The organism is Rheinheimera sp. WS51 (assembly GCF_050936095.1).
Taxonomy (GTDB): Bacteria; Pseudomonadota; Gammaproteobacteria; order Enterobacterales; family Alteromonadaceae; genus Alishewanella.
The window spans coordinates 69430-90702 of sequence record NZ_JBOTRC010000003.1; the positions used below are offsets into that span (position 1 = coordinate 69430).

At 41.5% G+C, this 21273-nt stretch carries 22 protein-coding genes and 1 tRNA gene; 14 read left to right on the forward strand and 9 right to left on the reverse strand.

Annotation, left to right across the window (positions count from 1 at the left end; translation table 11 throughout):
• Positions 1-80 precede the first annotated feature (80 nt).
• From accC to ACRCA4_RS05765, 4 genes are all read right to left on the reverse strand, one after another.
• Positions 81-1424 (reverse strand): acetyl-CoA carboxylase biotin carboxylase subunit, encoded by a 1344-nt coding sequence (gene accC, locus ACRCA4_RS05750; protein WP_433185439.1) that lies wholly within the window; start codon positions 1422-1424, stop codon positions 81-83.
• 16 nt (positions 1425-1440) lie between these two features.
• On the reverse strand, positions 1441-1902 hold the full coding sequence (accB, locus tag ACRCA4_RS05755) for an acetyl-CoA carboxylase biotin carboxyl carrier protein (RefSeq protein ID WP_433185441.1): 462 nt from the start codon (positions 1900-1902) through the stop codon (positions 1441-1443).
• A gap of 13 nt (positions 1903-1915) precedes the next feature.
• Positions 1916-2392 (reverse strand): type II 3-dehydroquinate dehydratase, encoded by a 477-nt coding sequence (gene aroQ, locus ACRCA4_RS05760; RefSeq protein ID WP_433185444.1) that lies wholly within the window; start codon positions 2390-2392, stop codon positions 1916-1918.
• A gap of 229 nt (positions 2393-2621) precedes the next feature.
• On the reverse strand, positions 2622-4391 hold the full coding sequence (locus ACRCA4_RS05765; RefSeq protein WP_433185447.1) for a protein-disulfide reductase DsbD: 1770 nt from the start codon (positions 4389-4391) through the stop codon (positions 2622-2624).
• A 264-nt stretch (positions 4392-4655) separates the two neighbouring features.
• On the opposite strand from ACRCA4_RS05765, the gene ACRCA4_RS05770 reads away from it, so the two are divergent.
• The 3 genes from ACRCA4_RS05770 to ACRCA4_RS05780 all read left to right on the forward strand — a co-directional run bounded on the left by ACRCA4_RS05770 (position 4656) and on the right by ACRCA4_RS05780 (position 7484).
• Positions 4656-4946, forward strand: coding sequence for a co-chaperone GroES (locus ACRCA4_RS05770; protein WP_433185450.1), 291 nt, complete (start codon positions 4656-4658; stop codon positions 4944-4946).
• A gap of 57 nt (positions 4947-5003) precedes the next feature.
• Positions 5004-6644 (forward strand): chaperonin GroEL, encoded by a 1641-nt coding sequence (groL, locus tag ACRCA4_RS05775; protein WP_433185453.1) that lies wholly within the window; start codon positions 5004-5006, stop codon positions 6642-6644.
• A gap of 300 nt (positions 6645-6944) precedes the next feature.
• Positions 6945-7484 carry a DUF3016 domain-containing protein gene (locus ACRCA4_RS05780; protein WP_433185456.1) on the forward strand — a complete coding sequence of 180 codons (540 nt, stop codon included), beginning with the start codon at positions 6945-6947 and terminating at the stop codon, positions 7482-7484.
• A 7-nt stretch (positions 7485-7491) separates the two neighbouring features.
• Here the strand turns inward: ACRCA4_RS05780 and ACRCA4_RS05785 are convergent, their stop codons facing one another.
• Complete coding sequence (locus ACRCA4_RS05785) at positions 7492-7803, reverse strand: prephenate dehydrogenase (protein WP_433185459.1); 312 nt, start codon at positions 7801-7803, stop codon at positions 7492-7494.
• A 171-nt stretch (positions 7804-7974) separates the two neighbouring features.
• Here ACRCA4_RS05785 and ACRCA4_RS05790 point away from each other — a divergent pair, with 171 nt between their 5' ends.
• Complete coding sequence (locus ACRCA4_RS05790; RefSeq protein ID WP_433185462.1) at positions 7975-8367, forward strand: MerC domain-containing protein; 393 nt, start codon at positions 7975-7977, stop codon at positions 8365-8367.
• Between the two features lie 41 nt (positions 8368-8408).
• Here ACRCA4_RS05790 and ACRCA4_RS05795 read toward each other — a convergent pair whose 3' ends face one another.
• The 3 genes from ACRCA4_RS05795 to rsgA are packed head-to-tail and all read right to left on the reverse strand — an operon-like array spanning position 8409 to position 11040.
• A complete protein-coding gene (locus ACRCA4_RS05795) occupies positions 8409-9101 on the reverse strand; it encodes a glycerophosphodiester phosphodiesterase (protein WP_433185465.1) in 693 nt (230 codons plus the stop codon).
• A 2-nt stretch (positions 9102-9103) separates the two neighbouring features.
• Positions 9104-9988, reverse strand: a complete 885-nt coding sequence (asd, locus tag ACRCA4_RS05800) for an archaetidylserine decarboxylase (protein ID WP_433185468.1) — start codon at positions 9986-9988, stop codon at positions 9104-9106.
• 17 nt (positions 9989-10005) lie between these two features.
• Positions 10006-11040 (reverse strand): small ribosomal subunit biogenesis GTPase RsgA, encoded by a 1035-nt coding sequence (rsgA, locus tag ACRCA4_RS05805; RefSeq protein WP_433185471.1) that lies wholly within the window; start codon positions 11038-11040, stop codon positions 10006-10008.
• A gap of 121 nt (positions 11041-11161) precedes the next feature.
• Between rsgA and orn the strand changes: the two genes are divergently transcribed.
• The 4 genes from orn (at position 11162) to ACRCA4_RS05825 (ending at position 13738) form a co-directional block, all read left to right on the forward strand.
• Complete coding sequence (gene orn, locus ACRCA4_RS05810; RefSeq protein WP_433185474.1) at positions 11162-11710, forward strand: oligoribonuclease; 549 nt, start codon at positions 11162-11164, stop codon at positions 11708-11710.
• Positions 11711-11786: 76 nt separating this feature from the next.
• A tRNA-Gly gene (locus ACRCA4_RS05815) sits at positions 11787-11862 on the forward strand.
• A 171-nt stretch (positions 11863-12033) separates the two neighbouring features.
• Positions 12034-13527, forward strand: a complete 1494-nt coding sequence (locus ACRCA4_RS05820; protein ID WP_433185476.1) for an acetyl-CoA hydrolase/transferase family protein — start codon at positions 12034-12036, stop codon at positions 13525-13527.
• A 13-nt stretch (positions 13528-13540) separates the two neighbouring features.
• Positions 13541-13738, forward strand: a complete 198-nt coding sequence (locus ACRCA4_RS05825) for a DUF1289 domain-containing protein (RefSeq protein ID WP_433186006.1) — start codon at positions 13541-13543, stop codon at positions 13736-13738.
• Here the strand turns inward: ACRCA4_RS05825 and queG are convergent.
• Positions 13707-14840, reverse strand: a complete 1134-nt coding sequence (gene queG / locus ACRCA4_RS05830; protein WP_433185478.1) for a tRNA epoxyqueuosine(34) reductase QueG — start codon at positions 14838-14840, stop codon at positions 13707-13709. The two genes, ACRCA4_RS05825 and queG, sit on opposite strands and share 32 nt — an antisense overlap.
• A 177-nt stretch (positions 14841-15017) precedes the next feature.
• Between queG and tsaE the strand changes: the two genes are divergently transcribed.
• The 6 genes from tsaE (at position 15018) to hflX (ending at position 21239) form a co-directional block, all read left to right on the forward strand.
• Positions 15018-15500 (forward strand): tRNA (adenosine(37)-N6)-threonylcarbamoyltransferase complex ATPase subunit type 1 TsaE, encoded by a 483-nt coding sequence (gene tsaE / locus ACRCA4_RS05835; protein WP_433185481.1) that lies wholly within the window; start codon positions 15018-15020, stop codon positions 15498-15500.
• Positions 15487-16791, forward strand: a complete 1305-nt coding sequence (locus tag ACRCA4_RS05840; protein ID WP_433185484.1) for an N-acetylmuramoyl-L-alanine amidase — start codon at positions 15487-15489, stop codon at positions 16789-16791. Before tsaE ends, ACRCA4_RS05840 begins: the two co-directional genes overlap by 14 nt.
• Before the next feature lie 2 nt (positions 16792-16793).
• A complete protein-coding gene (gene mutL / locus ACRCA4_RS05845; RefSeq protein WP_433185487.1) occupies positions 16794-18629 on the forward strand; it encodes a DNA mismatch repair endonuclease MutL in 1836 nt (611 codons plus the stop codon).
• Between the two features lie 10 nt (positions 18630-18639).
• Positions 18640-19569, forward strand: coding sequence for a tRNA (adenosine(37)-N6)-dimethylallyltransferase MiaA (gene miaA, locus ACRCA4_RS05850; RefSeq protein ID WP_433185489.1), 930 nt, complete (start codon positions 18640-18642; stop codon positions 19567-19569).
• A gap of 98 nt (positions 19570-19667) precedes the next feature.
• Positions 19668-19925 carry an RNA chaperone Hfq gene (hfq, locus tag ACRCA4_RS05855; RefSeq protein ID WP_433185492.1) on the forward strand — a complete coding sequence of 86 codons (258 nt, stop codon included), beginning with the start codon at positions 19668-19670 and terminating at the stop codon, positions 19923-19925.
• Positions 19926-19943: 18 nt separating this feature from the next.
• The gene (gene hflX / locus ACRCA4_RS05860; protein WP_433185495.1) at positions 19944-21239 is read left to right on the forward strand and encodes a ribosome rescue GTPase HflX; all 1296 of its coding nucleotides are present in this window, start codon (positions 19944-19946) and stop codon (positions 21237-21239) included.
• Positions 21240-21273 lie beyond the last annotated feature (34 nt).

Below are 21273 nucleotides of genomic sequence, written 5' to 3' on the forward strand. Positions count from 1 at the left end.
TGGCTATTTATATTTTTCACATTATAACAAAAAGGCCGCATTAGCGGCCTTTAATATCAGGGTAAACATTATTTTATCGCTTAGGCTAGGCCTAGCTTTTTCTCTAAATAATGAATATTGGTGCCGCCTTGGCAGAAACCAGCATCGTTCATAATAATTTTATGTAGTTCGATATTGGTTTTAATGCCTTCAACGAGTAGTTCATCTAACGCATTGCGCATCCGAGCTAAAGCAATATCACGTGTCTCACCATAAGTAATTAGCTTACCTACCATCGAGTCGTAGTTAGGTGGCACTGTGTAGTTAGAATAAATATGAGAATCCCAACGGATGCCATTACCACCAGGTGGATGGAACCGAGTGATAGTGCCAGGTGATGGCATAAAGGTTTTAGCATCTTCAGCATTGATACGACATTCAATGGCATGGCCACGAATAACAATGTCTTCTTGCTTAATACTTAGTGGAATACCAGAAGCAATACGTAATTGTTCTTTAATTAAGTCTACGCCGGTAATCATTTCAGTAATAGGGTGCTCAACTTGGATCCGCGTGTTCATTTCAATAAAGAAGAACTCGCCGTTTTCAAATAAAAACTCGAAAGTACCCGCACCACGGTAGTTCATTACTTTACAGGCGGCTACACAACGTTCACCAATAAAACTACGCTGTTCATCTGTTATGCCTGGCGCAGGAGCTTCTTCTACCACTTTTTGGTGGCGACGTTGCATAGAGCAATCCCGTTCACCTAAATGGATCGCATTACCTTGGCCATCCGCTAGAATTTGGATTTCAACATGGCGAGGGTTTTCTAAAAATTTCTCCATATATACCATATCGTTACCAAAAGCGGCTTTGGCTTCAGCTTTAGTCATTTCAATTGAACTAACTAGCTCTTCTTCAGTGCGTACAACACGCATACCACGACCACCGCCGCCGCCAGAGGCTTTAACAATGATAGGGTAACCAATGCGTTTAGCGATGGCTTTATTGGTTTGCTCATCATCACCCACGGCGCCATCAGAGCCTGGTACACAAGGTACACCGGCTTTTTTCATGGCTTCAATAGCCGCAACTTTATCGCCCATAGTGCGAATAGAATCAGCACGAGGTCCAATAAAGATAAGGCCACTTTCTTCAACTTGTTGGGCAAAGTCAGCACGTTCAGCTAAAAAACCATAACCAGGATGAATGGCTTGTGCATTAGTCACTTCGGCAGCAGCAATAAGAGCTGGAATATTTAAATAACTTAGTGGCGACGGTCCAGGACCAATACAAATGGTTTCGTCGGCCAGTAAAACGTGCTTTAAGTTGCGATCCACTGTTGAGTGTACCGCCACTGTTTTTATGCCAAGCTCTTTACACGCGCGTAGTATACGCAGTGCAATTTCGCCTCGGTTGGCAATCAGTACTTTTTCTAGCATCAGTATGCCTTTTGCGTTATTCGATGATAAATAAAGGTTGATCAAATTCAACTGGCTCAGCGTTCTCTAGTAAAATTTCTTTTACTACACCGGCTTTATCAGATTGGATTTGGTTCATCATTTTCATGGCTTCAACAATACATAAAGTATCACCTACTTTTACGCTTTGGCCTACTTCAACGAAAGCTTTTGCCGTTGGTGAAGAGGCGCGATAAAAAGAGCCAACCATTGGCGACTTAACCACGTGGCCAGTTACCGCTTTAGGTGTTTCAGGAGCAGGCTCAGGTGCAGCAGCTGGTGCTGCAGCCATTGGTTGCTGATACTGTTGCTGCATTGGTGCGTACTGCATAGGCGCATACTGTGGCGCTGTGCCGTTACGACTAATACGTACTGATTCTTCACCTTCAGTAATTTCAAGCTCAGAGATACCAGACTCTTCTAGTAGCTCGATAAGTTTTTTAATTTTTCTAATATCCATTATTTTGCCTGATTTAGTTATGACTGTTTGTTGTATGTAATAGCGATACTGCTGCGTCTAACGCATAGTGATAACCCTTAGCACCGAGGCCACAAATTACCCCTTTAGCAATATCCGATAAATATGAATGCTGGCGAAAATGTTCACGAGCATGCACGTTAGATAAATGAATCTCAATAAAAGGCACTGCCACAGCAAGCAAAGCATCGCGTATGGCAATGCTTGTATGAGTATAAGCACCAGGATTAAACAAAATAAAGTCTTGTTGGCCTAGGCTTTGCTGAATAGCAGTAACTAATTCGTGCTCTGCATTTGACTGCAGATGTGTCAGTTCGACACCCAACACGCTTGCCCGTTCCGTCAGGTCGTTGATAATTTCTGTTAAGGTCGCACTACCATAAACTGCAGGCTCACGTACACCAAGCATATTTAAGTTAGGGCCATTTAACACTAATACTTTAGGTTTTAATGCCGTTAATTTTGCTGACATAGCTGCGATTTTCCCGCTTATTCTTATTCGGCACTATCTTGCCAAAGCTTGCTGTTAATTGCATCTATTGTCAATTACAGCCTTTTTGCTGACAGACAAAAGAGACAGTTAGCTTAACAATAGCGCTTTATTATAGTGAAATCGTGACAAATGGCAGCAAAATACTGGTCTTATCAGCCAGAGCTAGTGAAGAAGTGGGCGGTGTTTATGCAAAAACACCGCCTTAGATTTAGTTTTGGATTTGCTGTAAGTGGCTTGCAAACTCGGCTGCAGCCATAGAGCCGGTAACACGAGACTGATTTAACTCTTGTCCATTAGGATCGAAAAACAAAATGGTGGGTAAGCCTAAAACGTTAAATTTATCTAAAACGGCCTGATCTTTACGGGTCATTTTAGTGACATCAACTTTTATCAGCTGCATTTTTTGCATTTGCGCTTGGACGTCGGGCTTGGGGAAAGTTAAATGTTCAAACTCTTTACAGGCGATACACCAGTCGGCATATAAGTCGACCATAGAATAGCGGCCCTGTGCTTGCTTTAACTGTTGCTGTAGTTCATCTAAAGTAGCAACAGTGATAAATTCAGTACCTTGCTGACTTGTTGAGCTAGCATTAACGGCAGTTGCTGGCCACCAATATTGTACGTTTAACCAGACACCGGCAATAAGTAAGCTCTGGCCAAGCAGCAATAAAATTGCTTTGGCATTGGTGCTAGTTAAACTAAACATAACCCGATAGATATAAATTAAGAAGCTTAGCAATAATAATGACCCAGCAACAAGCACATAGTTAAAGGGTAGCATCCGCTCTAATAAAACTAAGGGCACAGCCAACAATAAAAAACCAAAGCTTACTTTTACCGCATTCATCCACTGACCGGCTTTAGGTAATAAAGTCCCGCCTGAACTTCCTAACAACAACAAAGGTAAACCCATGCCTAAACTTAACACATACAGGGTAATAGCACCTAGCAGTAGGTCGCCACTTTGCGCAACATAAAGTAAGGCTGCTGATAAGGGAGCGGTGGTGCAAGGCGAAGCAATTAAGCCAGATAAAGCGCCCATGACAAAAGCGCCTTTTAATGAGCCACCTTGTTGTTTATTACTGACGTTACTGACTTTTTCTTGCCAGCTAGCCGGCAGGTTTAAATTAAATACGCCAAACATAGATAAAGCTAATAAAACAAAGATAACGCTTGCGACAATTAACACGGCAGGGTGTTGCATATAACCTTGAAACTTCACGCCTAAGCTAGCAATAACTAACCCTAAGGCTGAGTAGGTAATAGCCATACCTTGCACATAAGAAAAAGATAAACTAAATGCCCGTTTATTCGATAACTGTTTGCCTTGACCAACAATAATGCTGGTTAAAATAGGGTACATTGGGAAAACACAAGGCGTAAAAGCTAAACCTAAACCGAGTAAAAAGAAACCAAATAGGGTAACTAGGCTTGCACCATCAGTAAGTTTGTCCGCTAAGCTATTTTGATTAGAAATAGGAGATTGATTGTTATCTTTGCTGATATCGTTATCAGAAGCTGAGATATTTTCTGTTGAGTTAACAACAGAAATTGGCACTTCTTTGGTTACTGGCGGATAACATAGACCGGCTTCTGCGCAACCTTGGTATTGAACCTTAAACACCGCATCTTCACTGATATCGGTCAAAGGGATCCGTAATATAAGCTGATGAAAGTAAACATCAGTTATACCGAAAAATTCATCTTCAATTTGCATACTGGCTGGATAAGTCGGGTGAGAAAAGCTTACCGCAACACCACCCAACTTTATTTTATCTTTATACAGATAGTATTCATCAGCGATAGTCCAACTTATAACGAGTTGATCACCTTGCTGGCTAAAATCAAACTCAAAGGCCTGCTCAACGGGTAAAAAGTCAGGCTGAGTATTGAGTAAACTATCTAAAGAAAAACTATTACTTTGCGCCTGTAATAGTCCACACCAAAAAATAAATGGCAGTAAAAACAGCTTATACATAGCTTACAGCTTCCTAATTATTATCACGGGTTGAGCATAAAGACCTAGGTTAGGCCAATACTATTTCAAGGTAATGGCCTTAGTCTATCAGGCTTTTCCCAAAAGGTGATTAGAAAGTCATCGCAAAGAGGTTAAGTGGGAAGAATTTACGATTGAAGAATTTTTTACAAAAAAGCCTTGGGTTTTATCTAGGGTTACCCCATATAGTGAGCAGACATTTTAACACCCTTGTTAAACAACAAAATACGCTTTAGGAGATAGAGCATGAATATTCGTCCATTACATGACCGTGTCATTATCAAACGTTTAGAAGCTGAAACCAAGTCAGCTGGTGGCATCGTTCTAACAGGCACTTCAGCCGAAAAATCGACTCGTGGTGAAGTTGTTGCTGTTGGCAATGGCCGTGTACTAGATAACGGTGACGTAAAACCGTTAGACGTTAAAGTAGGCGACAAAGTGTTGTTCGGTAACTATGTAGAGCGCACAGAGAAAATTGAAGGTCAAGAGTATGTAATCACTAAAGAAGACAATATCTTAGGTGTTATTTTAGACTAATTATCAACGAGTAAATTGTTTTTATATTAGATTAACGACTTTATAAGGATCTTAAAAATGGCAGCAAAAGACGTACGTTTTGGCGATGACGCTCGCAACAAAATGCTTAAAGGTGTAAACATTCTTGCAAACGCAGTGCGCGTAACCTTAGGCCCTAAAGGCCGTAACGTAATTTTAGATAAATCTTACGGTGCACCTTTAATCACTAAAGATGGTGTATCAGTAGCTAAAGAAATTGAATTAGAAGATAAATTTGAAAACATGGGCGCACAAATGGTGAAAGAGGTTGCCTCTAAAGCCAATGATGAAGCCGGTGATGGTACTACTACAGCAACCGTTTTAGCGCAAAATATTATCGCTGAAGGCGTGAAAGCCGTTGCAGCTGGTATGAATCCAATGGATTTAAAGCGCGGTATCGATAAAGCCGTTACTGCTGCTGTAGAAGGTTTAAAAGCCTTATCTCAGCCATGCGCCGACAGCAAAGCTATTGCCCAAGTAGGAACTATTTCAGCTAACTCTGATGAAGAAATTGGTAATATTATTGCCGAAGCTATGGCTAAAGTAGGTAAAGAAGGCGTAATTACCGTTGAAGAAGGCCAAGGCTTAGCCAACGAATTAGACGTAGTTGAAGGTATGCAGTTCGACCGCGGTTACTTATCGCCATACTTTATTACGAACCAAGAAGCTGGCCAAGTAGAATTAGATAGCCCATATATCTTAGCTATTGATAAAAAAATCACTAATATTCGTGAGCTATTACCAGTATTAGAAGCAGTAGCGAAATCTGGTAAGCCATTATTTATTATTGCTGAAGATGTGGAAGGCGAAGCCTTAGCTACTTTAGTAGTAAACAATATGCGCGGTATCGTTAAAGTATCAGCAGTTAAAGCCCCAGGCTTTGGTGATCGCCGTAAAGCTATGTTGCAAGACATTGCTACATTAACAGGTGCTACTGTTATTTCTGAAGAAATTGGCATGGAATTAGAAAAAGCCGGTTTAGAAGAATTAGGTACAGCTAAGCGCGTGGTTATCACTAAAGATAACACTACTATTATTGACGGTGCTGGCGAACAAGAAGCTATTAATGGTCGCGTTAAGCAAATTCGTCAACAAGTTGAAGAAGCCACATCAGATTACGACAAAGAAAAGCTGCAAGAGCGTTTAGCTAAATTATCTGGCGGTGTTGCCGTAATTAAAGTCGGTGCTTCAACTGAAATTGAAATGAAAGAGAAAAAAGCCCGTGTTGAAGATGCTTTACATGCAACACGTGCTGCAGTAGAAGAAGGTGTAGTCCCTGGCGGTGGTGTTGCTTTAGTTCGTGTAGCGGCAAGCTTAGTTGACTTAAAAGGTGCTAACGAAGACCAAACGCACGGTATTAAAATCGCTCTACGCGCAATGGAATCACCACTTCGTCAAATCGTTGAAAACGCAGGCGAAGAAGGCTCTGTTGTCATCAATAAGGTTAAAGAAGGTAAAGGTAACTACGGTTACAATGCCGCAACTGATATCTACGGCGATATGCTAGAGATGGGTATTCTTGATCCAACTAAAGTAACGCGTTCAGCATTACAGTTTGCAGCATCAATTGGTTCATTAATGATCACTACCGAAGCGATGATCACGGATAAACCAGCACCAGAATCAGCACCAGCAATGCCTGATATGGGCGGCATGGGTGGAATGGGCGGTATGATGTAATCTGCCTCGTTTTATTGTTTCGTAATTTCTTCGAAGCATTAAAAGCCCGGAATTTATTTCCGGGCTTTTTGTCTTTAATCAGTGATGATCAAGCCTTACTTTTTAATATCTTAAAAATAGCTTAAGCGATAAGTTCATATCTTATTAGAGTTTGCCATAGCTAAGCTGCTACAAATTTATACAATTAATCACGACATATTATGGAGAATAGGCCTATAGTAGTTAAGCTAAACCTAATGAAGTGATTATAATTAAGTTTAAATAGCTAAGTTAAAACTTAATTAGATGAGGAGATAAAGTATGCGTAAATTTGCGTTAGTCTGTAGCCTGACTAGTTTAGCCTGTATTAGCATTAATGCTTATGCTGCTGAAGTTGAAGTAACTTGGCAAAAACCAGAGAAGTTTACTGATATTCGCCCTGCTAATGAATCTAAAATAAAATACCAACAGCGAGTATTAAAGCATTTTGACGGTTTTTTTTCTGATTTAGCAGCTAAACTACCTGAAGAATATCGCTGGCATATAACAGTAACCGACTTTGATTTAGCTGGGGATATTGATCCTTTTATTAGTGGTACTGGGCAAGAGTTACGGATAATTAAAGACATCTACTCGCCAGCAATTCAATTTAGTCATACTGTTATAAATAAACATGGCGAACAAATTGTTAATCAGGAAGAAAAGCTGCGAGATATGGGGTTTATGCAGAGCTTACGTGGTTTTAGAGATAACGATGAATTTCGCTATGAAAAGCAGATGATAGAGCAGTGGTTTATCAGAGACTTATTACCAGAAGTAGAAGCCGCTCAAGCTAAGCTGCCGAAAGTAAGCTCAAACTAAAGCCAGTTTAACTGGCTTTAGTAGCAATGCGAAAGTCGGCTAAGGTTTTATGCAATAGCTGTAATTGCTTAACTACACGCTGTAACGTAGCGGTGTTAAACTGTTGACTTAAGCGTATTGCTGAAATTTGTTCTGCTGTTTCAGCAAGATAGGGCATAAAGCGGTTGCTGCTAGCTTGGAAAACGGTATTGTCAGCAAAAATACGTTGATGCTTAGCTTGGCCTTGTTGTTGTAATTGGTCTAGCAGTGCATCGGCGTCTACTGTTTTGCGATACAACTCTTTTAAGTTGTCATCAAGTTGATTTAATAACGTATCCATCACTACTGCCTATCAATATTATTGTGCAAAAAGTTGTTATTATTATGCCATATTTCTTAGTAAGCTTCAGCTGTCTTTAGCTGCAATGAAAATATTTTAGCTAGGCCATTCCCATCCTAATTGATTTGTTATAATATATCGTTTCTTCATTATTAGGGTGAGACTCATACCGTGTTAGCCAGTTTCCGTAGCTTATTTGATAAAGTCGGCATTACCATAACTTCGTTATGTGCAATCCACTGCATTATGCTGCCTGTATTATTACCGGTTTTACCTTTATTTGGTTTAAGTGCTATGCATAATCATGCGTTTGAGCATATTGTGTTGCTAACAACCATGGTGTTAGGTTTTATTACCTTATTCATTGGTTTTCATCGTTATCATCGTAAACTGTACCCATTTTATTCATTATTTTTGGGTGGGTTTATCTACTGGCAAAAGGCAGCTTGGGGTGCAGAGTATGAGCATGTCATATTAATCATTGGTGCTGCTTTAGTGGTATTAGCGCATTTAATGAATATGCGCTTATGTAGTCAGTGCGTTAGTTGTGAAGATGATAAATAATCGCAGTTGTTAGCTGCGATTATTGTAAGTTAACCCGTCTCTTATATTACTCGCTGGCGGCTTCTGGCTGGATAGTTAGTAAATATGCCATCTACGCCATACTGCTTCATTCTCTTGATGTCATCTATTTTATCTACCGTGTATACATAGACTTTTAAGTTGCGTGCTTTGGCATCTGCAACAAAGGCTTGGTCAATAAAACTAATATCACAATGTAGCGCGTAAGCGTTAAACTCACTGGCAAAGGCCGCATACCCAAGCGGTAAGTTTGCGGTTAACGCGCCAAGTTTAATATCCGGTCTGAACTGCGCTAACTCTGTTAATAAATGATGATTAAAAGAGGATACCAGTAGCCGATTACAATTAAAGTTAAGCTCTAGCTCGGCCTGTTTAAGTAAACGAATGAGAGGCTGTACGGTATTAGCACCTTTTAATTCTATATTAAGCCACAGATTGCTTGGCTGAATTAAGGTTAATACTTGCCACAGAGTTGGGATAGACTGACCAAGACCGGCGTCTAATTGTTGCAATTGGTCTAGGCTATATTGGTAAATACTGCCCCTACCGTTTGTAGTTCGCTCAAGATGATGATCATGAATAACAACGAGCTGCTCATCAACTGCAAAAACATCAATTTCTATTGCATCGGCTTCTTGCTGTATGGCGTGTTTAATTGCCAGCAAGGTGTTTTCTGGAAACTCCCCACTGGCACCACGATGGGCAATAATTTGCATTATTAACTTAGCTCATCGGGTTGCTGAGCTGCAATGCGGCTGGCAAAAGGTGCGCCCATTCGAGTTACCGTGCCGGCTTCTTGATCTGGTAAGAATTGCAGCTTATCTGCAGCGAAGGCTAAAACAACGGTTGAACCTAACTTAAAGCGGCCCATTTCTTGGCCTTTTTCAAGTTTAATGGCTGTTTTTCCATGAGCAGGGTAAGACCAACGAAAGATATGTTTCCCAGCTGGAGGCGTTACAGTGCCAGCCCAGACCGTTTCAATGCTGGCAACAATAGTTGCACCTACTAATACCAGTGCCATAGGACCGAGCTCAGTATCAAAAATGGTAACAACACGCTCATTTCGGGCAAATAAATCTGGCACATTGGCGGCAGTTAAAGGATTAACCGAAAATAAGTCGCCGGGGATGTAAATCATTTGGCGTAAGGTGCCAGCAATGGGCATATGAATACGATGATAGTCTTTAGGTGCTAGATAAATAGTCGCAAAATCGCCCCCGATAAAAGGCAGGGCATCGTGGCTATCGCCACCTAATAAACTTTGCAATGTATAGTTATGGTTTTTAGCCTGCACCAGTTGGCCATCAACAATAGGGCCAAGCTGACTAATACAGCCATCGACTGGATGAGCAATAATGTTTTCATCGGTGGCAAGCGGTCGAATACCGTCTTTTAACGGACGAGTAAAAAACTCATTGAAACTAGCATAGTCTTTGGCTTGCTCATATTTCGCTTCTTGCATATTGATGTTATAGGCTTTAATAAAGCGGTTAATTAGAAAATGACTAAACCAGCCTAATTTAGCCGCAGCTAGTTTGCCAATTAACCGTGATACTAAATGCTTAGGCAGCAAATATTGCAAAGATATTTTTAAATTATCCATATAACACTCAATAAAAGTTAGAAATGATTAGGTTTGTCTTGTGCCATACTGGCTAGAATTTTTAAGTAGCTATCATAACGCTCGGTGCTGATCTCGCCAATTTCAACGGCATGTTGTATGGCACAGCCCGGGTCAGTGATATGTTTGCAGTCGCGAAACTTACAACGGCCAAGCCACGGAATAAATTCACTAAAACCGCGGGTAACCTCTTCTTCGCTTAAATGCCAAAGGGCAAACTCACGAATACCAGGCGAGTCAATTAGGTTACCCCCTTCAGCTAAATGATATAAACGTGAAACGGTTGTTGTATGCTGACCAAGACCAGAGTTCGCTGAAACATCTTGAGTTTGCACTGCCAGCCCTGGCATTAGGCTATTCATTAAAGAAGACTTGCCGACTCCAGATTGGCCGACAAAAATACTGGTACCACTTTGAATATAACTGAGCAGTTCGGCCATGTCTTGTTGCGTTTGGGCGCTTACCATTAAAAAGTTATATCCAAGATTTTTATAAAGTGCGAGTTTTTCAGCAAGGGCTTGTTGCTCTTGTGTATTTAGCAAATCAATTTTATTAATCACTAGCAGAGGTTTTATCGCTGTCATCTCAGCGGCGACTAAATAGCGATCTATAATATTTAATGAAAGCGCAGGTAAAATAGCAGAAACTATAATCATTAAATCAATATTGGCAGCGACAGGTTTTAAGCCATCATAAAAATCGGGCCGTAATAAAACTGAAGCGCGGGGTTCAACGGCATCTATAACGCCATCAATACTGCCGGTAGGTTGTAAAGCACGACGCCAAATAACAAAATCGCCTGTAACAAGAGAAGAAACAGAACGGCGCATATTGCAGCGAACAATTTGACCATCGCTTGCTTCAACGTCTGCATGCTGACCAAACCGGCTGATAATTAATCCAGTTTCAGGTGCAGAAAAAGCCGCGTCATCAACACTTTCGACCATTTTGTTTTTATGCTGGCGTAAGCGTTTATCGGCATTATCGGCGATCCGCTGTTTTTGGCGTTGAGTTAAATGTTTCTTTTTCGTCACGTGGTTATATTCACTCGGGCAGTTTAAAAGGCGAAAGTTAACTATCAATAATAAGCTCTGGCCGTGTATGATACCTGTATTCTGTGTATGAACAAAGAGACAACGCTAATAGGGGCCTGTAATGAGTAAAAATGATACGAATTTAATTTGGCTAGATCTTGAAATGACAGGACTAGAGCCTAAAACCGATGTTATTTTAGAAATTGCCACTATTGTAACAGATAGCCAATTGAATATTTTAGCTGAAGGGCCGGTTTTTGCCATTAAGCAAACTGATCAGGTACTGGATAACATGAATCCTTGGTGTATTGAACAGCATGGAAAAAGTGGTCTAACTGAACGCTGTCGCACCAGCACAGTAACATTAGCTGAAGCTGAGCAGCAGACAATTGCTTTTCTACAAGACTATATAGATGCGGGTAAATCCCCTATGTGTGGTAATAGTATTGGCCAAGATCGTCGCTTTTTAGCCGAGTACGCGCCAACATTAGAAGCATTTTTTCATTATAGAAACTTAGATGTGAGTACCATTAAAGAATTAGCTAAACGTTGGAACCCACAAGTGTCAGCTTTAGTTAAAAAATCAGGTACTCATTTAGCTTTAGATGATATTCGCGAGTCAATTGCTGAATTAATAGTCTATAAGCAGCACTTTTTTAAATTACCTTAAAAAAACACTTGCATTAGTAAACCAGTTTTGTAAAATGCGCGCCATCAACACGTAATTACGAATTACATTGTTCGATGCGAGTATAGCTCAGTTGGTAGAGCGCTACCTTGCCAAGGTCGAGGTCACGAGTTCGAATCTCGTTACTCGCTCCAAATTCACAAAAAAAGCCGCTTTTTAGCGGCTTTTTTTGTTTTTAATCATCTGCATCATCTTCTGGCTAAATTGTTGCGTATTCCTTATTAGACTTAAGTCTAGGTTTGCTAGTCAGCTAGGTATTTTCTAAATAGAATGATTTACTTTTTGTAGCCTTGAGAAAATAAATCATGTCTTTAGAACGGATCCGTCTTGCGTCTTTGCATAATAAAGTAATGTCCGCTGAACAAGCTGCAGACATTATTGAAGATGGTATGACAGTGGGTATGAGTGGCTTTACTCGTGCTGGCGAAGCCAAAGCCGTGCCCCAAGCGCTGGCAATAAAAGCCTTAACAACGCCAATGAAAATTAGCTTAATGACCGGAGCGTCTTTAGGTAATGATTTAGATAAGCAGATGACAGAAGCCGGCATGTTAGCACGTAGAATGCCGTTTCAAGTAGATAGCACCTTGCGCCAAGCTATTAATAGTGGCCAAGTGATGTTTATTGATCAGCACTTATCTGAAACCGTAGAACAATTACGGAATCATCAATTGCGCCTACCCGATATTGCGATAATAGAAGCGGTAGCAATAACTGAACAAGGCCATATAGTGCCCACTACCTCAGTGGGCAATTCCGCGAGCTTTGCTATCTTTGCTAAAAAAGTCATTATTGAAATTAACACAGGGCAAAACCCTAACTTAGAAGGCTTGCATGATATTTATATCCCAAGCTACCGGCCAACTCGTACTTCGCTTCCTTTAGTGAAAGCCGATGATCGCATTGGCAGTACAGCCATTGCAATTGATCCGGCAAAAATAGTCGCTATCGTTTTTACCAATAAGTCAGATTCACCCTCAACGGTGACTGAGCCTGATGCTGATACCCAAGCGATTGCTAATCACTTAGTGGCTTTTTTAGAGCAAGAAGTTATTGATGGTCGTTTGCCGAAAAATTTAGGGCCATTACAAGCCGGTATTGGCAATATTGCTAATGCTGTGATGTCTGGTTTGCTTAAATCATCGTTTGAGCATCTAACAATGTATTCAGAGGTGTTACAAGATTCTACTTTTGACTTAATTGATGCCGGTAAATTAGATTTTGCCTCAGGTAGCTCTATTACCTTATCAGAACGACGCAACAAAGCGGTATTTGGTAATTTAGAAAAATATAAGCAAAAGCTAGTGCTTAGACCACAAGAGGTTTCTAATCACCCAGAGTTAGTTCGCCGACTAGGCATTATCGCCATTAACACCGCTTTGGAATTTGACTTATACGGTAATATTAACTCTACTCATGTATGTGGCACTAAAATGATGAATGGCATAGGGGGCTCGGGTGATTTTGCTCGTAATGCACATTTAGCCATTTTTGTTACTAAGTCTATAGCAAAAGCAGGCAGTATTTCGAGTGTTGTGCCTATGGTTAGTCATGTTGATCATACTGAACATGATGTCGATATTTTAGTAACAGAGCAAGGCTTAGCTGACCTAAGAGGTTTAGCGCCAAGAGAGCGGGCGATACAAGTTATTAATCATTGCGTGCACCCGAGTTACCGTGAGGCGTTATTAGACTATTATAATAGAGCTTGTGCTAAAGGTGGCCATACGCCACACATTTTAGCTGAAGCCTTATCGTGGCATCAGCGTTTAGAGCAAACCGGGACTATGCAGGTTAAGTAATAGGTGATTTATGATGGCTTCACCCTGTGTTAGAAATTGTTGCTTAGATAATCAAGATTGCTGTCTTGGCTGTGGGCGGCTGTTATCTGAAATTACAGGTTGGGCTGCTGCGAGTGAACAACAAAAACAACAAATATTAGCCGCAGCACAGCAACGAAAAGCTCAAAAAGAGGCAAAGTTTAAGCGTCTCGAGGCAAACCTTTTTCGATAATGCGTACTAAGCGGGCAGTTTGCCTTGGCAATATTGAAGCTTGTTGCCAACCCTGACGTTTTTGTTGGCTTAGGGCCCATTGAATATGCTCAGCTACCAGCTCAGTTGTATCATTAAGTTTTTGTTGTAGGGCCTTAATGATCTCTTCACTATAAGGCGCGTTACCTAAAGCTACGGCTAAGTTGCGTTGCCAACGCTCAAAGCCGATACGGCGTATTGCGCTACCTTCGGTATTAGATAAAAACTGTTGTTCTGACCAAGCAAATAATGCCAGCAAGGATTGATCTTGCCATTGCTCTCGGCGTTGAAAGTCGTTTTCTTGGCTAAGCGGAGCTTGCCTATTCTCTGGGCAGACTAATTGGCAGTCATCACAGCCATAGATACGATTTCCCATTAAGCTGCGAAATTCCTCAGGAATAGCGCCTTTGAGCTCAATGGTTAAATAAGATATACAACGTCTGGCATCAACAACATAAGGGGCAACAATAGCACCGGTTGGACAGCTGGTGATACAGGCAACGCAGCTGCCGCAGTCGCCTGGGTGCGGCGTATCAATGGGTAGAGGAATATCAACTAATAGCTCACCTAAGAAAAACCACGAGCCTTGGTCAGAATTTAGCAATAAACTGTGTTTGCCAATCCAACCTAAGCCCGCTTTTTGTGCTAAAGGTCGCTCTAAAATGGGAGCTGAGTCAACAAAGGGTCTAAAACCTAAGGCCGAGACCTGCTGTTTTATTTTTTCGCCTAATTGCTTCAACCTGTTGCGCATTAACTTATGATAATCACGACCTAAGGCATAGCGGCTAATATAAGCCAAGTTAGGATCAGCCAAGTTAGTGGCAAAAGCCGCGGCTTTGGGTAGATAATTTAACCTAACACTTAACACTCTTAAGGTGCCAGGGTGAAGCTCTGCGGGTCTAGCACGCATCATACCGTGGCTAGCCATATAGCCCATTTCACCATGATAGCCAGCATCTAACCAGCGCTGCAAATGCGGCTCAGCACTAGATAAATCAACATCAGTAATACCTAAATCAGCAAAGCCAAGCTCTTTCGCCCATTGCTTAATTTGTTGCGCTAATTGTTGGTAATCAATGTCCATTGTTAAGGCCAAAAATGATAAAAAGTGAGTTTAATGGCTAATGCTAACATGTCGATGTCTTAAGGTGGAACTTCTGTTAAATAAAGCCGTCAGAGCTAAGCGCCGGTTTTACTGGCTGCACTGGCAATAAATTTGTTAACATAGCCAAGTTATTAACAATAATTGAGAGTATCAGTCGTGGCCGTATTTTACGCTGAATTAGAAAATGAACAAGCCACGCTGCAATGTGCAGCGCAGTTAGCTCACTATGTTGCTGGTGGCCAGACGCTCTTTTTGCAGGGCCCTTTAGGTGCGGGTAAAACCACATTTAGCCGCGGAGTACTTCAAGCCTTAGGTCATAAGGGTAATGTTAAAAGCCCAACTTATACCCTGGTTGAACCTTATCAATTGCCTGAATTAGCTATTTATCATTTTGACTTATATCGGCTGACTGATTCTGAAGAATTAGAGTTTATGGGTATTCGTGATTATTTTCGCCAAGATAGCTTATGTTTAATTGAGTGGCCCGAACGCGGGGAGGGTTGTTTACCTCAAGCCGATCTCGACATACACTTAAGTTATGTTGAACAGCAACGACGGATAGAAATACGCGCAGGGACACCGGCTGGTAAAGCTATTATAAATGCACTAAATGATGCTAAAAACCATGAAAAAAAATAATAAAATCTTAAATGTACTCTTAGCTGTTTGCTGCCTTGGTGTAATGCAACCGCTATTAGCTGCTAATCAAGTGCAAGGGATCCGGATCTGGCCATCGCCTGATAACACTCGCGTGGTGTTTGATTTAAAAGAAGCGGCCGATCACAACAGCTTTAGTTTAGATAAACCCGATCGCTTAGTTATTGATTTAAATAATACTAGCGGTGGCAGTGAGCTGCCAAATATTAATGGTGAGTCAGATTTAATTAAAGCTATTCGTAGTAGCGGTGATAAGAACAGTATGCGTATTGTGCTAGATTTACTTAAAAGCACGAAAGCTAATGTGTTCACCTTACCGCCAACAGCGCCTTATGGTCATCGTTTAGTCATTGATTTGCCAAATGATGTGACTGAGCAACCGCTACCGCCACCATCAATTCGTGCCGCGCGAGATATTATTATTGCTATAGATGCCGGCCATGGTGGTGAAGATCCAGGTTCTATCGGACCAAGCGGTTATTATGAAAAACATATCACTTTGCCTTTAGCTAAGCGTCTAATGGACTTGATTAATCAACAGCAAGGTATGAAAGCCATGCTAGTTCGTACCAATGATTATTATATTCATGTTAATAGACGAACTGAAATAGCAAGAGGGCAACAAGCGGATTTGCTGATCTCTATCCATGCTGATGCCTTTACTTCGCCGCAACCAAGAGGAGCTTCAGTGTGGGTGTTGTCGTTAAGACGGGCAACAACTGAAGTGGGCCGAATGTTAGAGCAAACAGAGCGACACTCTGAGTTATTAGGCGGTGTAGCTGAAATAATTAAAGACTCGGCTAATGAACGTTATTTGGCGCAAACCGTGCTAGATTTATCGATGAACCACTCTATGACTACAGCTCATCAAGTAGCACAGCAAGTATTGCAAGAGTTAGATAAAGTGGCCTATTTGCATAAATCTAAACCTCAAGCCGCCAGTTTAGGGGTATTAAAGGCGCCTGATATACCGTCTATTTTAGTCGAAGTGGGATTTATTTCTAATCCTCAAGAAGAAAAGTTATTGCGAACATCATCGCATCAAAACAAGTTAGCTAAAGCTATGTTTACTGCTGTTAAACGTTACTTCGAACAGTCACCACCGGCAGACTCTTTATTTGCTCAAAATCGTGCGCGGCAACATAAAGTGAATCCAGGCGAGTCGCTTTCTGTTCTGGCTCAGCGGTACAATGTATCTATAGCTGATTTACGCCAGCATAATCAGTTAAGTAGTGATAGTATTCGTGTTGGTCAGGTGTTGCGGATCCCATAATCATGTCAATTCAAATCTTGTCACCGCAGTTAGCCAACCAAATTGCTGCCGGTGAAGTTGTAGAGCGGCCGGCATCAGTTGTTAAAGAGTTGGTTGAAAATAGCTTAGATGCTGGCGCGTTACAGATCGAGATTGATATAGAAAAAGGCGGCAGTAAGTTAATTCGGGTTCGTGATAACGGCAGTGGTATTGCCGAGCATGAATTAGTGTTAGCACTTAGTCGGCATGCGACGAGTAAAATTACTGATCTTGATGATTTAGAAGCCATAAGTAGCCTGGGTTTTCGTGGTGAGGCTTTAGCCAGTATCAGTTCTGTTTCTCGCCTTACATTAACTTCTCGTACAAAGCAACAATCAGCAGCATGGCAGGCTAGTGCTACAGGGCGAGATATGCAAGTCGATATTCGCCCAGCAGCTCATCCCGTTGGCACGAGTATTGAAGTTGTTGATTTATTTTTTAATACGCCAGCGCGGCGAAAGTTTCTGCGAACGGATAAAACTGAATTTGGCCATATTGATGAGCTAATTAAGCGCTTAGCGTTAAGTCGTTACGATGTTGGCTGGTTATTAACTCATAATGGCCAACGGGTGCGCCATTTAAAACCCGCTTTAACAGCCGAACAACGCCAGCAACGCGTTGCCGCTTTATGCGGCAAGCCCTTTGCGGAGCAAGCCGCTGAAATAGAAAATATCTATCAGGGTATAAAACTTTGGGGTTGGATACTTCAGCCAAGTGCATGTAAGCCACAAATAAATTGTCAGTATAGCTATGTTAATGGCCGCATGATGCGTGATAAATTGTTAAATCACGCCATAAGGCAAGCCTATGGCGAGCGTTTAACTGACGATAACACACCGGCCTTTGTACTTTATATCGAGCTTGATCCACGAGAAGTTGATGTTAATGTTCACCCAGCTAAGCATGAAGTGCGTTTTCATCAATCGCGCTTAATTCATGATTTTGTTGTCTCAGCGCTAGCCGATGCTTTAGCCCAGATGGAGCCCCAAGCAGCAGTGTTTGATGCTAATGAGCCACTGCCAGTAGCGCCGGCACTATCTGAGGGGCAGCCGTCGACTTATAAAACGGCTATTGCAACTCCGCTAAGGCAAGCGTATGAACCAGCCACAGCCAAAGTTGTAACGTATCGCTCTGAAAGCAAAAATGCATCAGGTAAAGGTGCCACATCAGGCATGGCAACCTACGCTAAAGCGCGGCCTAGCATTAGTCAGTTAAGCCAACAACAGCAGTATTTAACAACGACTGCAGAGGTTGCAGCTAATGCAGCTGCAACAGATGTTGCTACAACGAAAGTCCTTAGCCCTATGGTGGCCGAGAATAGATATTGGTTACAGCAACATCAAGGCCAAATTTTTGTTATAGACTTAGTAAAAACCCTAAGTGATAGCGCATTATTACTAACAACTAAGCCAGGTAATTTATTGCTGCCATTGCGTTTTACGCTAAGCAAAGAGCAAGTTAGTGTGCTAACAAAACATGCAGAAGAAATTAAACAATTACACTTTGATACTATGATTGCTGACAATGTATTTATTGTCAAAGCAGTCCCCCTATGGCTTAGGCATACTAATATCAGCCAGTGGCTACCCAATTTTATCCAGCAATTAGCCGAAGATGAACAAGAAACTACTACTGATAACGAATCACTGCAAAAATCGTTAAGTTATAAACTGTTGTCTATACTACTAAATGCTAATTGGGTAGATAGCTCAGTACTGCTAGACTACTTTAAAACCCAGTTAAATACACCAGAGTTATGGTGTGCAGTCCCGTTGCAATTGCAAGCTAGTTTAGCTCTATTAGCTAAGTCAGAAATATGATTATAAATACATGACGACAAAACAAAATAGTGTCATCTTTTTAATGGGTCCAACAGCGTCAGGTAAAACCGCTTTGGCGACTGAGTTATGCCAACATTTACCGGTCGAATTAATTAGTGTTGATAGCGCATTGGTTTATCGTGGTATGGATATTGGTACTGCAAAACCAACGCCGGCTGAATTAGCCAAGGCACCACATTTTTTAATAGATATTTTAGACCCAGCCCAATCTTATTCAGCGGCAGATTTTCGCCAAGATGCGCTAAAGCTGATTTCAGAAATACAACATCGAGGTAATATTCCGCTGCTTGTGGGTGGAACCATGTTGTATTTTAAAGCCTTACTAGAAGGCATATCGCCTTTACCAGAAGCAAATGCTGAGGTTCGCCAGCAATTAGAACAGGAAGCCGCAGAAAAAGGCTGGCAGCAGTTGCACAGCGAGTTATCGCAAATTGATCCTGTAGCCGGTGCCCGTATCCATGCTAATGATCCACAACGCATTAATCGTGCGCTAGAGGTTTATCGTCTCACCGGGCGTACTATGACAGAATTAACTGCAAATAAAGGGGAACCTTTACCTTTTTCTGTACACCAATTTGCTATTGCACCTTCTGATCGGGCCATATTACATCAACGAATAGCGCTTAGATTTGAGCAGATGCTAGTAGAAGGTTTTGCCGATGAGGTAAAAGGTCTGATGCAGCGAGGTGATTTGCATCTTGATTTACCCTCTATGCGCTGTGTGGGCTATCGTCAGATGTGGCAATACTTAAACGGTGATTGTACTGAAATAGAAATGAAAGAGCGGGGTATAGCGGCAACTCGACAATTAGCTAAGCGGCAATTGACTTGGTTAAGAGGTTGGCAAAATCTGTATCGGCTTTCAAGCGAGCAAGAAATGGCTGCAAATATTCAAGCAGTGTTATCAAGGCTAGACTAAACTGTAATTGAATTAAATAACATTTATTATTTTGACAGCTTGAATTAAATAAACTCATACCAATATATGACATACTAATAATAAAAGGAATACGGCACATGGCAAAGGGCCAATCATTACAAGATCCATTTTTAAATACTTTAAGAAGAGAGCGGATCCCTGTTGCAATTTATTTAGTGAATGGTATTAAATTGCAAGGTCAAATAGAGTCATTTGATCAATTTGTTATTTTGTTAAAAAACACGGTCAGCCAAATGGTTTATAAGCATGCCATTTCAACAGTTGTACCTGCACGTGCAGTGAATACTGCTATGCATCAAGGTGTTTCGCAAAATGACGATGAGGATTTAGAATAATTATTAGGAGTTATTCGCTTGTCTGATATTAACCTTAGTCTGGAACAAGCGATCCTTGTCCATGTAAATTTCCCGCAGCAGCATAACAGCGAAGACTTAACAGAGCTACAGCTCTTAGTGTCTTCAGCTGGTGTGCAAACCTTAGAAATAATTACAACCAATCGCAGCGCACCGGATACTAAACATTTTGTCGGATCAGGTAAGGCTGCTGAAATAGCGCAAGTGGTTGAGCAAACCCAAGCAAATCTTGTGATATTTAATCATGCGTTAACGCCTGCCCAAACTCGTAATCTAGAGCGTTTATGTCAAACCAGAGTCATAGACCGAACCACACTTATCTTAGACATCTTTGCCCAGCGTGCTCGCACATACGAAGGTAAGCTACAAGTGGAGTTGGCACAGTTGCAGCACTTAGCTTCACGGCTAGTTCGCGGCTGGGATGGCTTAGATCGGCAAAAGGGCGGCATCGGTATGCGCGGTCCTGGTGAAGCGCAGCTAGAAACTGATCGTCGTTTATTAAAAGTGCGAGTTACTGCCTTACAGGCTAAATTGGCTAAATTGACCACGCAACGCGAGCAAAGCCGAAGGGCAAGACAAAAAGCGGCGACACCGGTTATTTCATTAGTGGGTTATACGAATGCCGGTAAATCTAGTCTATTTAATCGGATGACCGATTCTGAGGTTTACGCCGCAGATCAGTTATTTGCAACCTTAGATCCGACATTACGCCAGCTTAGTTTGCCTATCGTGGGCGGTGTGGTCTTAGCCGATACAGTTGGCTTTATCCGTCACTTGCCACATAATCTAGTGGCTGCATTTAAATCGACGTTACAAGAAACCCGTGAAGCAGATTTGCAATTACATATAGTTGACGCTGCCGATCCTCGTAAAACCGACAATATGCAGCAAGTATCTAAGGTGCTAGAAGAAATTGGCGCTGACCAAATTAGTCAATTGACGGTTTATAATAAGATAGACTTGCTAAATCAAGCGCCACGAATTGAGTATAATGAATACAACTTACCCGAAGCGGTCTATGTTTCTGCACATACCGGACAAGGTATAGATTTACTTATTCAGGCAATAGCCCAGTTATTATCGCAGAAACATATTGATGTAAAATTAGTTTTACCACCTGAGCATGCAGCATGGCGAGCACGTTGTCATGAGCAGCATAGTGTTGAACAGGAAAGTTTTGATGATGCAGGCAATTGCCATCTAACTTTGAGCATAGCGAATGCCGTTTGGCAGCGTTGGTTAAAGCAAAGTAACGGCGAAATAGAAAACTATGTCGTCAGCACAACAGATTTTTGATACATTAACCCTTAACGAGTAACTTTAACGGAGT

Bases quoted from the DNA above. Each gene is read 5' to 3' on its own strand.
- mutL (WP_433185487.1), top strand. From the start codon at position 16,794: ATGTCAATTCAAATCTTGTCACCGCAGTTAGCCAACCAAATTGCTGCC.
- ACRCA4_RS05780 (WP_433185456.1), top strand. From the start codon at position 6,945: ATGCGTAAATTTGCGTTAGTCTGTAGCCTGACTAGTTTAGCCTGTATT.
- ACRCA4_RS05785 (WP_433185459.1), bottom strand. From the start codon at position 7,803: ATGGATACGTTATTAAATCAACTTGATGACAACTTAAAAGAGTTGTAT.
- groL (WP_433185453.1), top strand. From the start codon at position 5,004: ATGGCAGCAAAAGACGTACGTTTTGGCGATGACGCTCGCAACAAAATG.
- accB (WP_433185441.1), bottom strand. From the start codon at position 1,902: ATGGATATTAGAAAAATTAAAAAACTTATCGAGCTACTAGAAGAGTCT.
- accC (WP_433185439.1), bottom strand. From the start codon at position 1,424: ATGCTAGAAAAAGTACTGATTGCCAACCGAGGCGAAATTGCACTGCGT.
- asd (WP_433185468.1), bottom strand. From the start codon at position 9,988: ATGGATAATTTAAAAATATCTTTGCAATATTTGCTGCCTAAGCATTTA.
- aroQ (WP_433185444.1), bottom strand. From the start codon at position 2,392: ATGTCAGCAAAATTAACGGCATTAAAACCTAAAGTATTAGTGTTAAAT.
- ACRCA4_RS05765 (WP_433185447.1), bottom strand. From the start codon at position 4,391: ATGTATAAGCTGTTTTTACTGCCATTTATTTTTTGGTGTGGACTATTA.
- hfq (WP_433185492.1), top strand. From the start codon at position 19,668: ATGGCAAAGGGCCAATCATTACAAGATCCATTTTTAAATACTTTAAGA.
- orn (WP_433185474.1), top strand. From the start codon at position 11,162: ATGAGTAAAAATGATACGAATTTAATTTGGCTAGATCTTGAAATGACA.
- ACRCA4_RS05825 (WP_433186006.1), top strand. From the start codon at position 13,541: ATGGCTTCACCCTGTGTTAGAAATTGTTGCTTAGATAATCAAGATTGC.
- queG (WP_433185478.1), bottom strand. From the start codon at position 14,840: ATGGACATTGATTACCAACAATTAGCGCAACAAATTAAGCAATGGGCG.
- miaA (WP_433185489.1), top strand. From the start codon at position 18,640: ATGACGACAAAACAAAATAGTGTCATCTTTTTAATGGGTCCAACAGCG.
- ACRCA4_RS05840 (WP_433185484.1), top strand. From the start codon at position 15,487: ATGAAAAAAAATAATAAAATCTTAAATGTACTCTTAGCTGTTTGCTGC.
- ACRCA4_RS05820 (WP_433185476.1), top strand. From the start codon at position 12,034: ATGTCTTTAGAACGGATCCGTCTTGCGTCTTTGCATAATAAAGTAATG.
- ACRCA4_RS05795 (WP_433185465.1), bottom strand. From the start codon at position 9,101: ATGCAAATTATTGCCCATCGTGGTGCCAGTGGGGAGTTTCCAGAAAAC.
- ACRCA4_RS05770 (WP_433185450.1), top strand. From the start codon at position 4,656: ATGAATATTCGTCCATTACATGACCGTGTCATTATCAAACGTTTAGAA.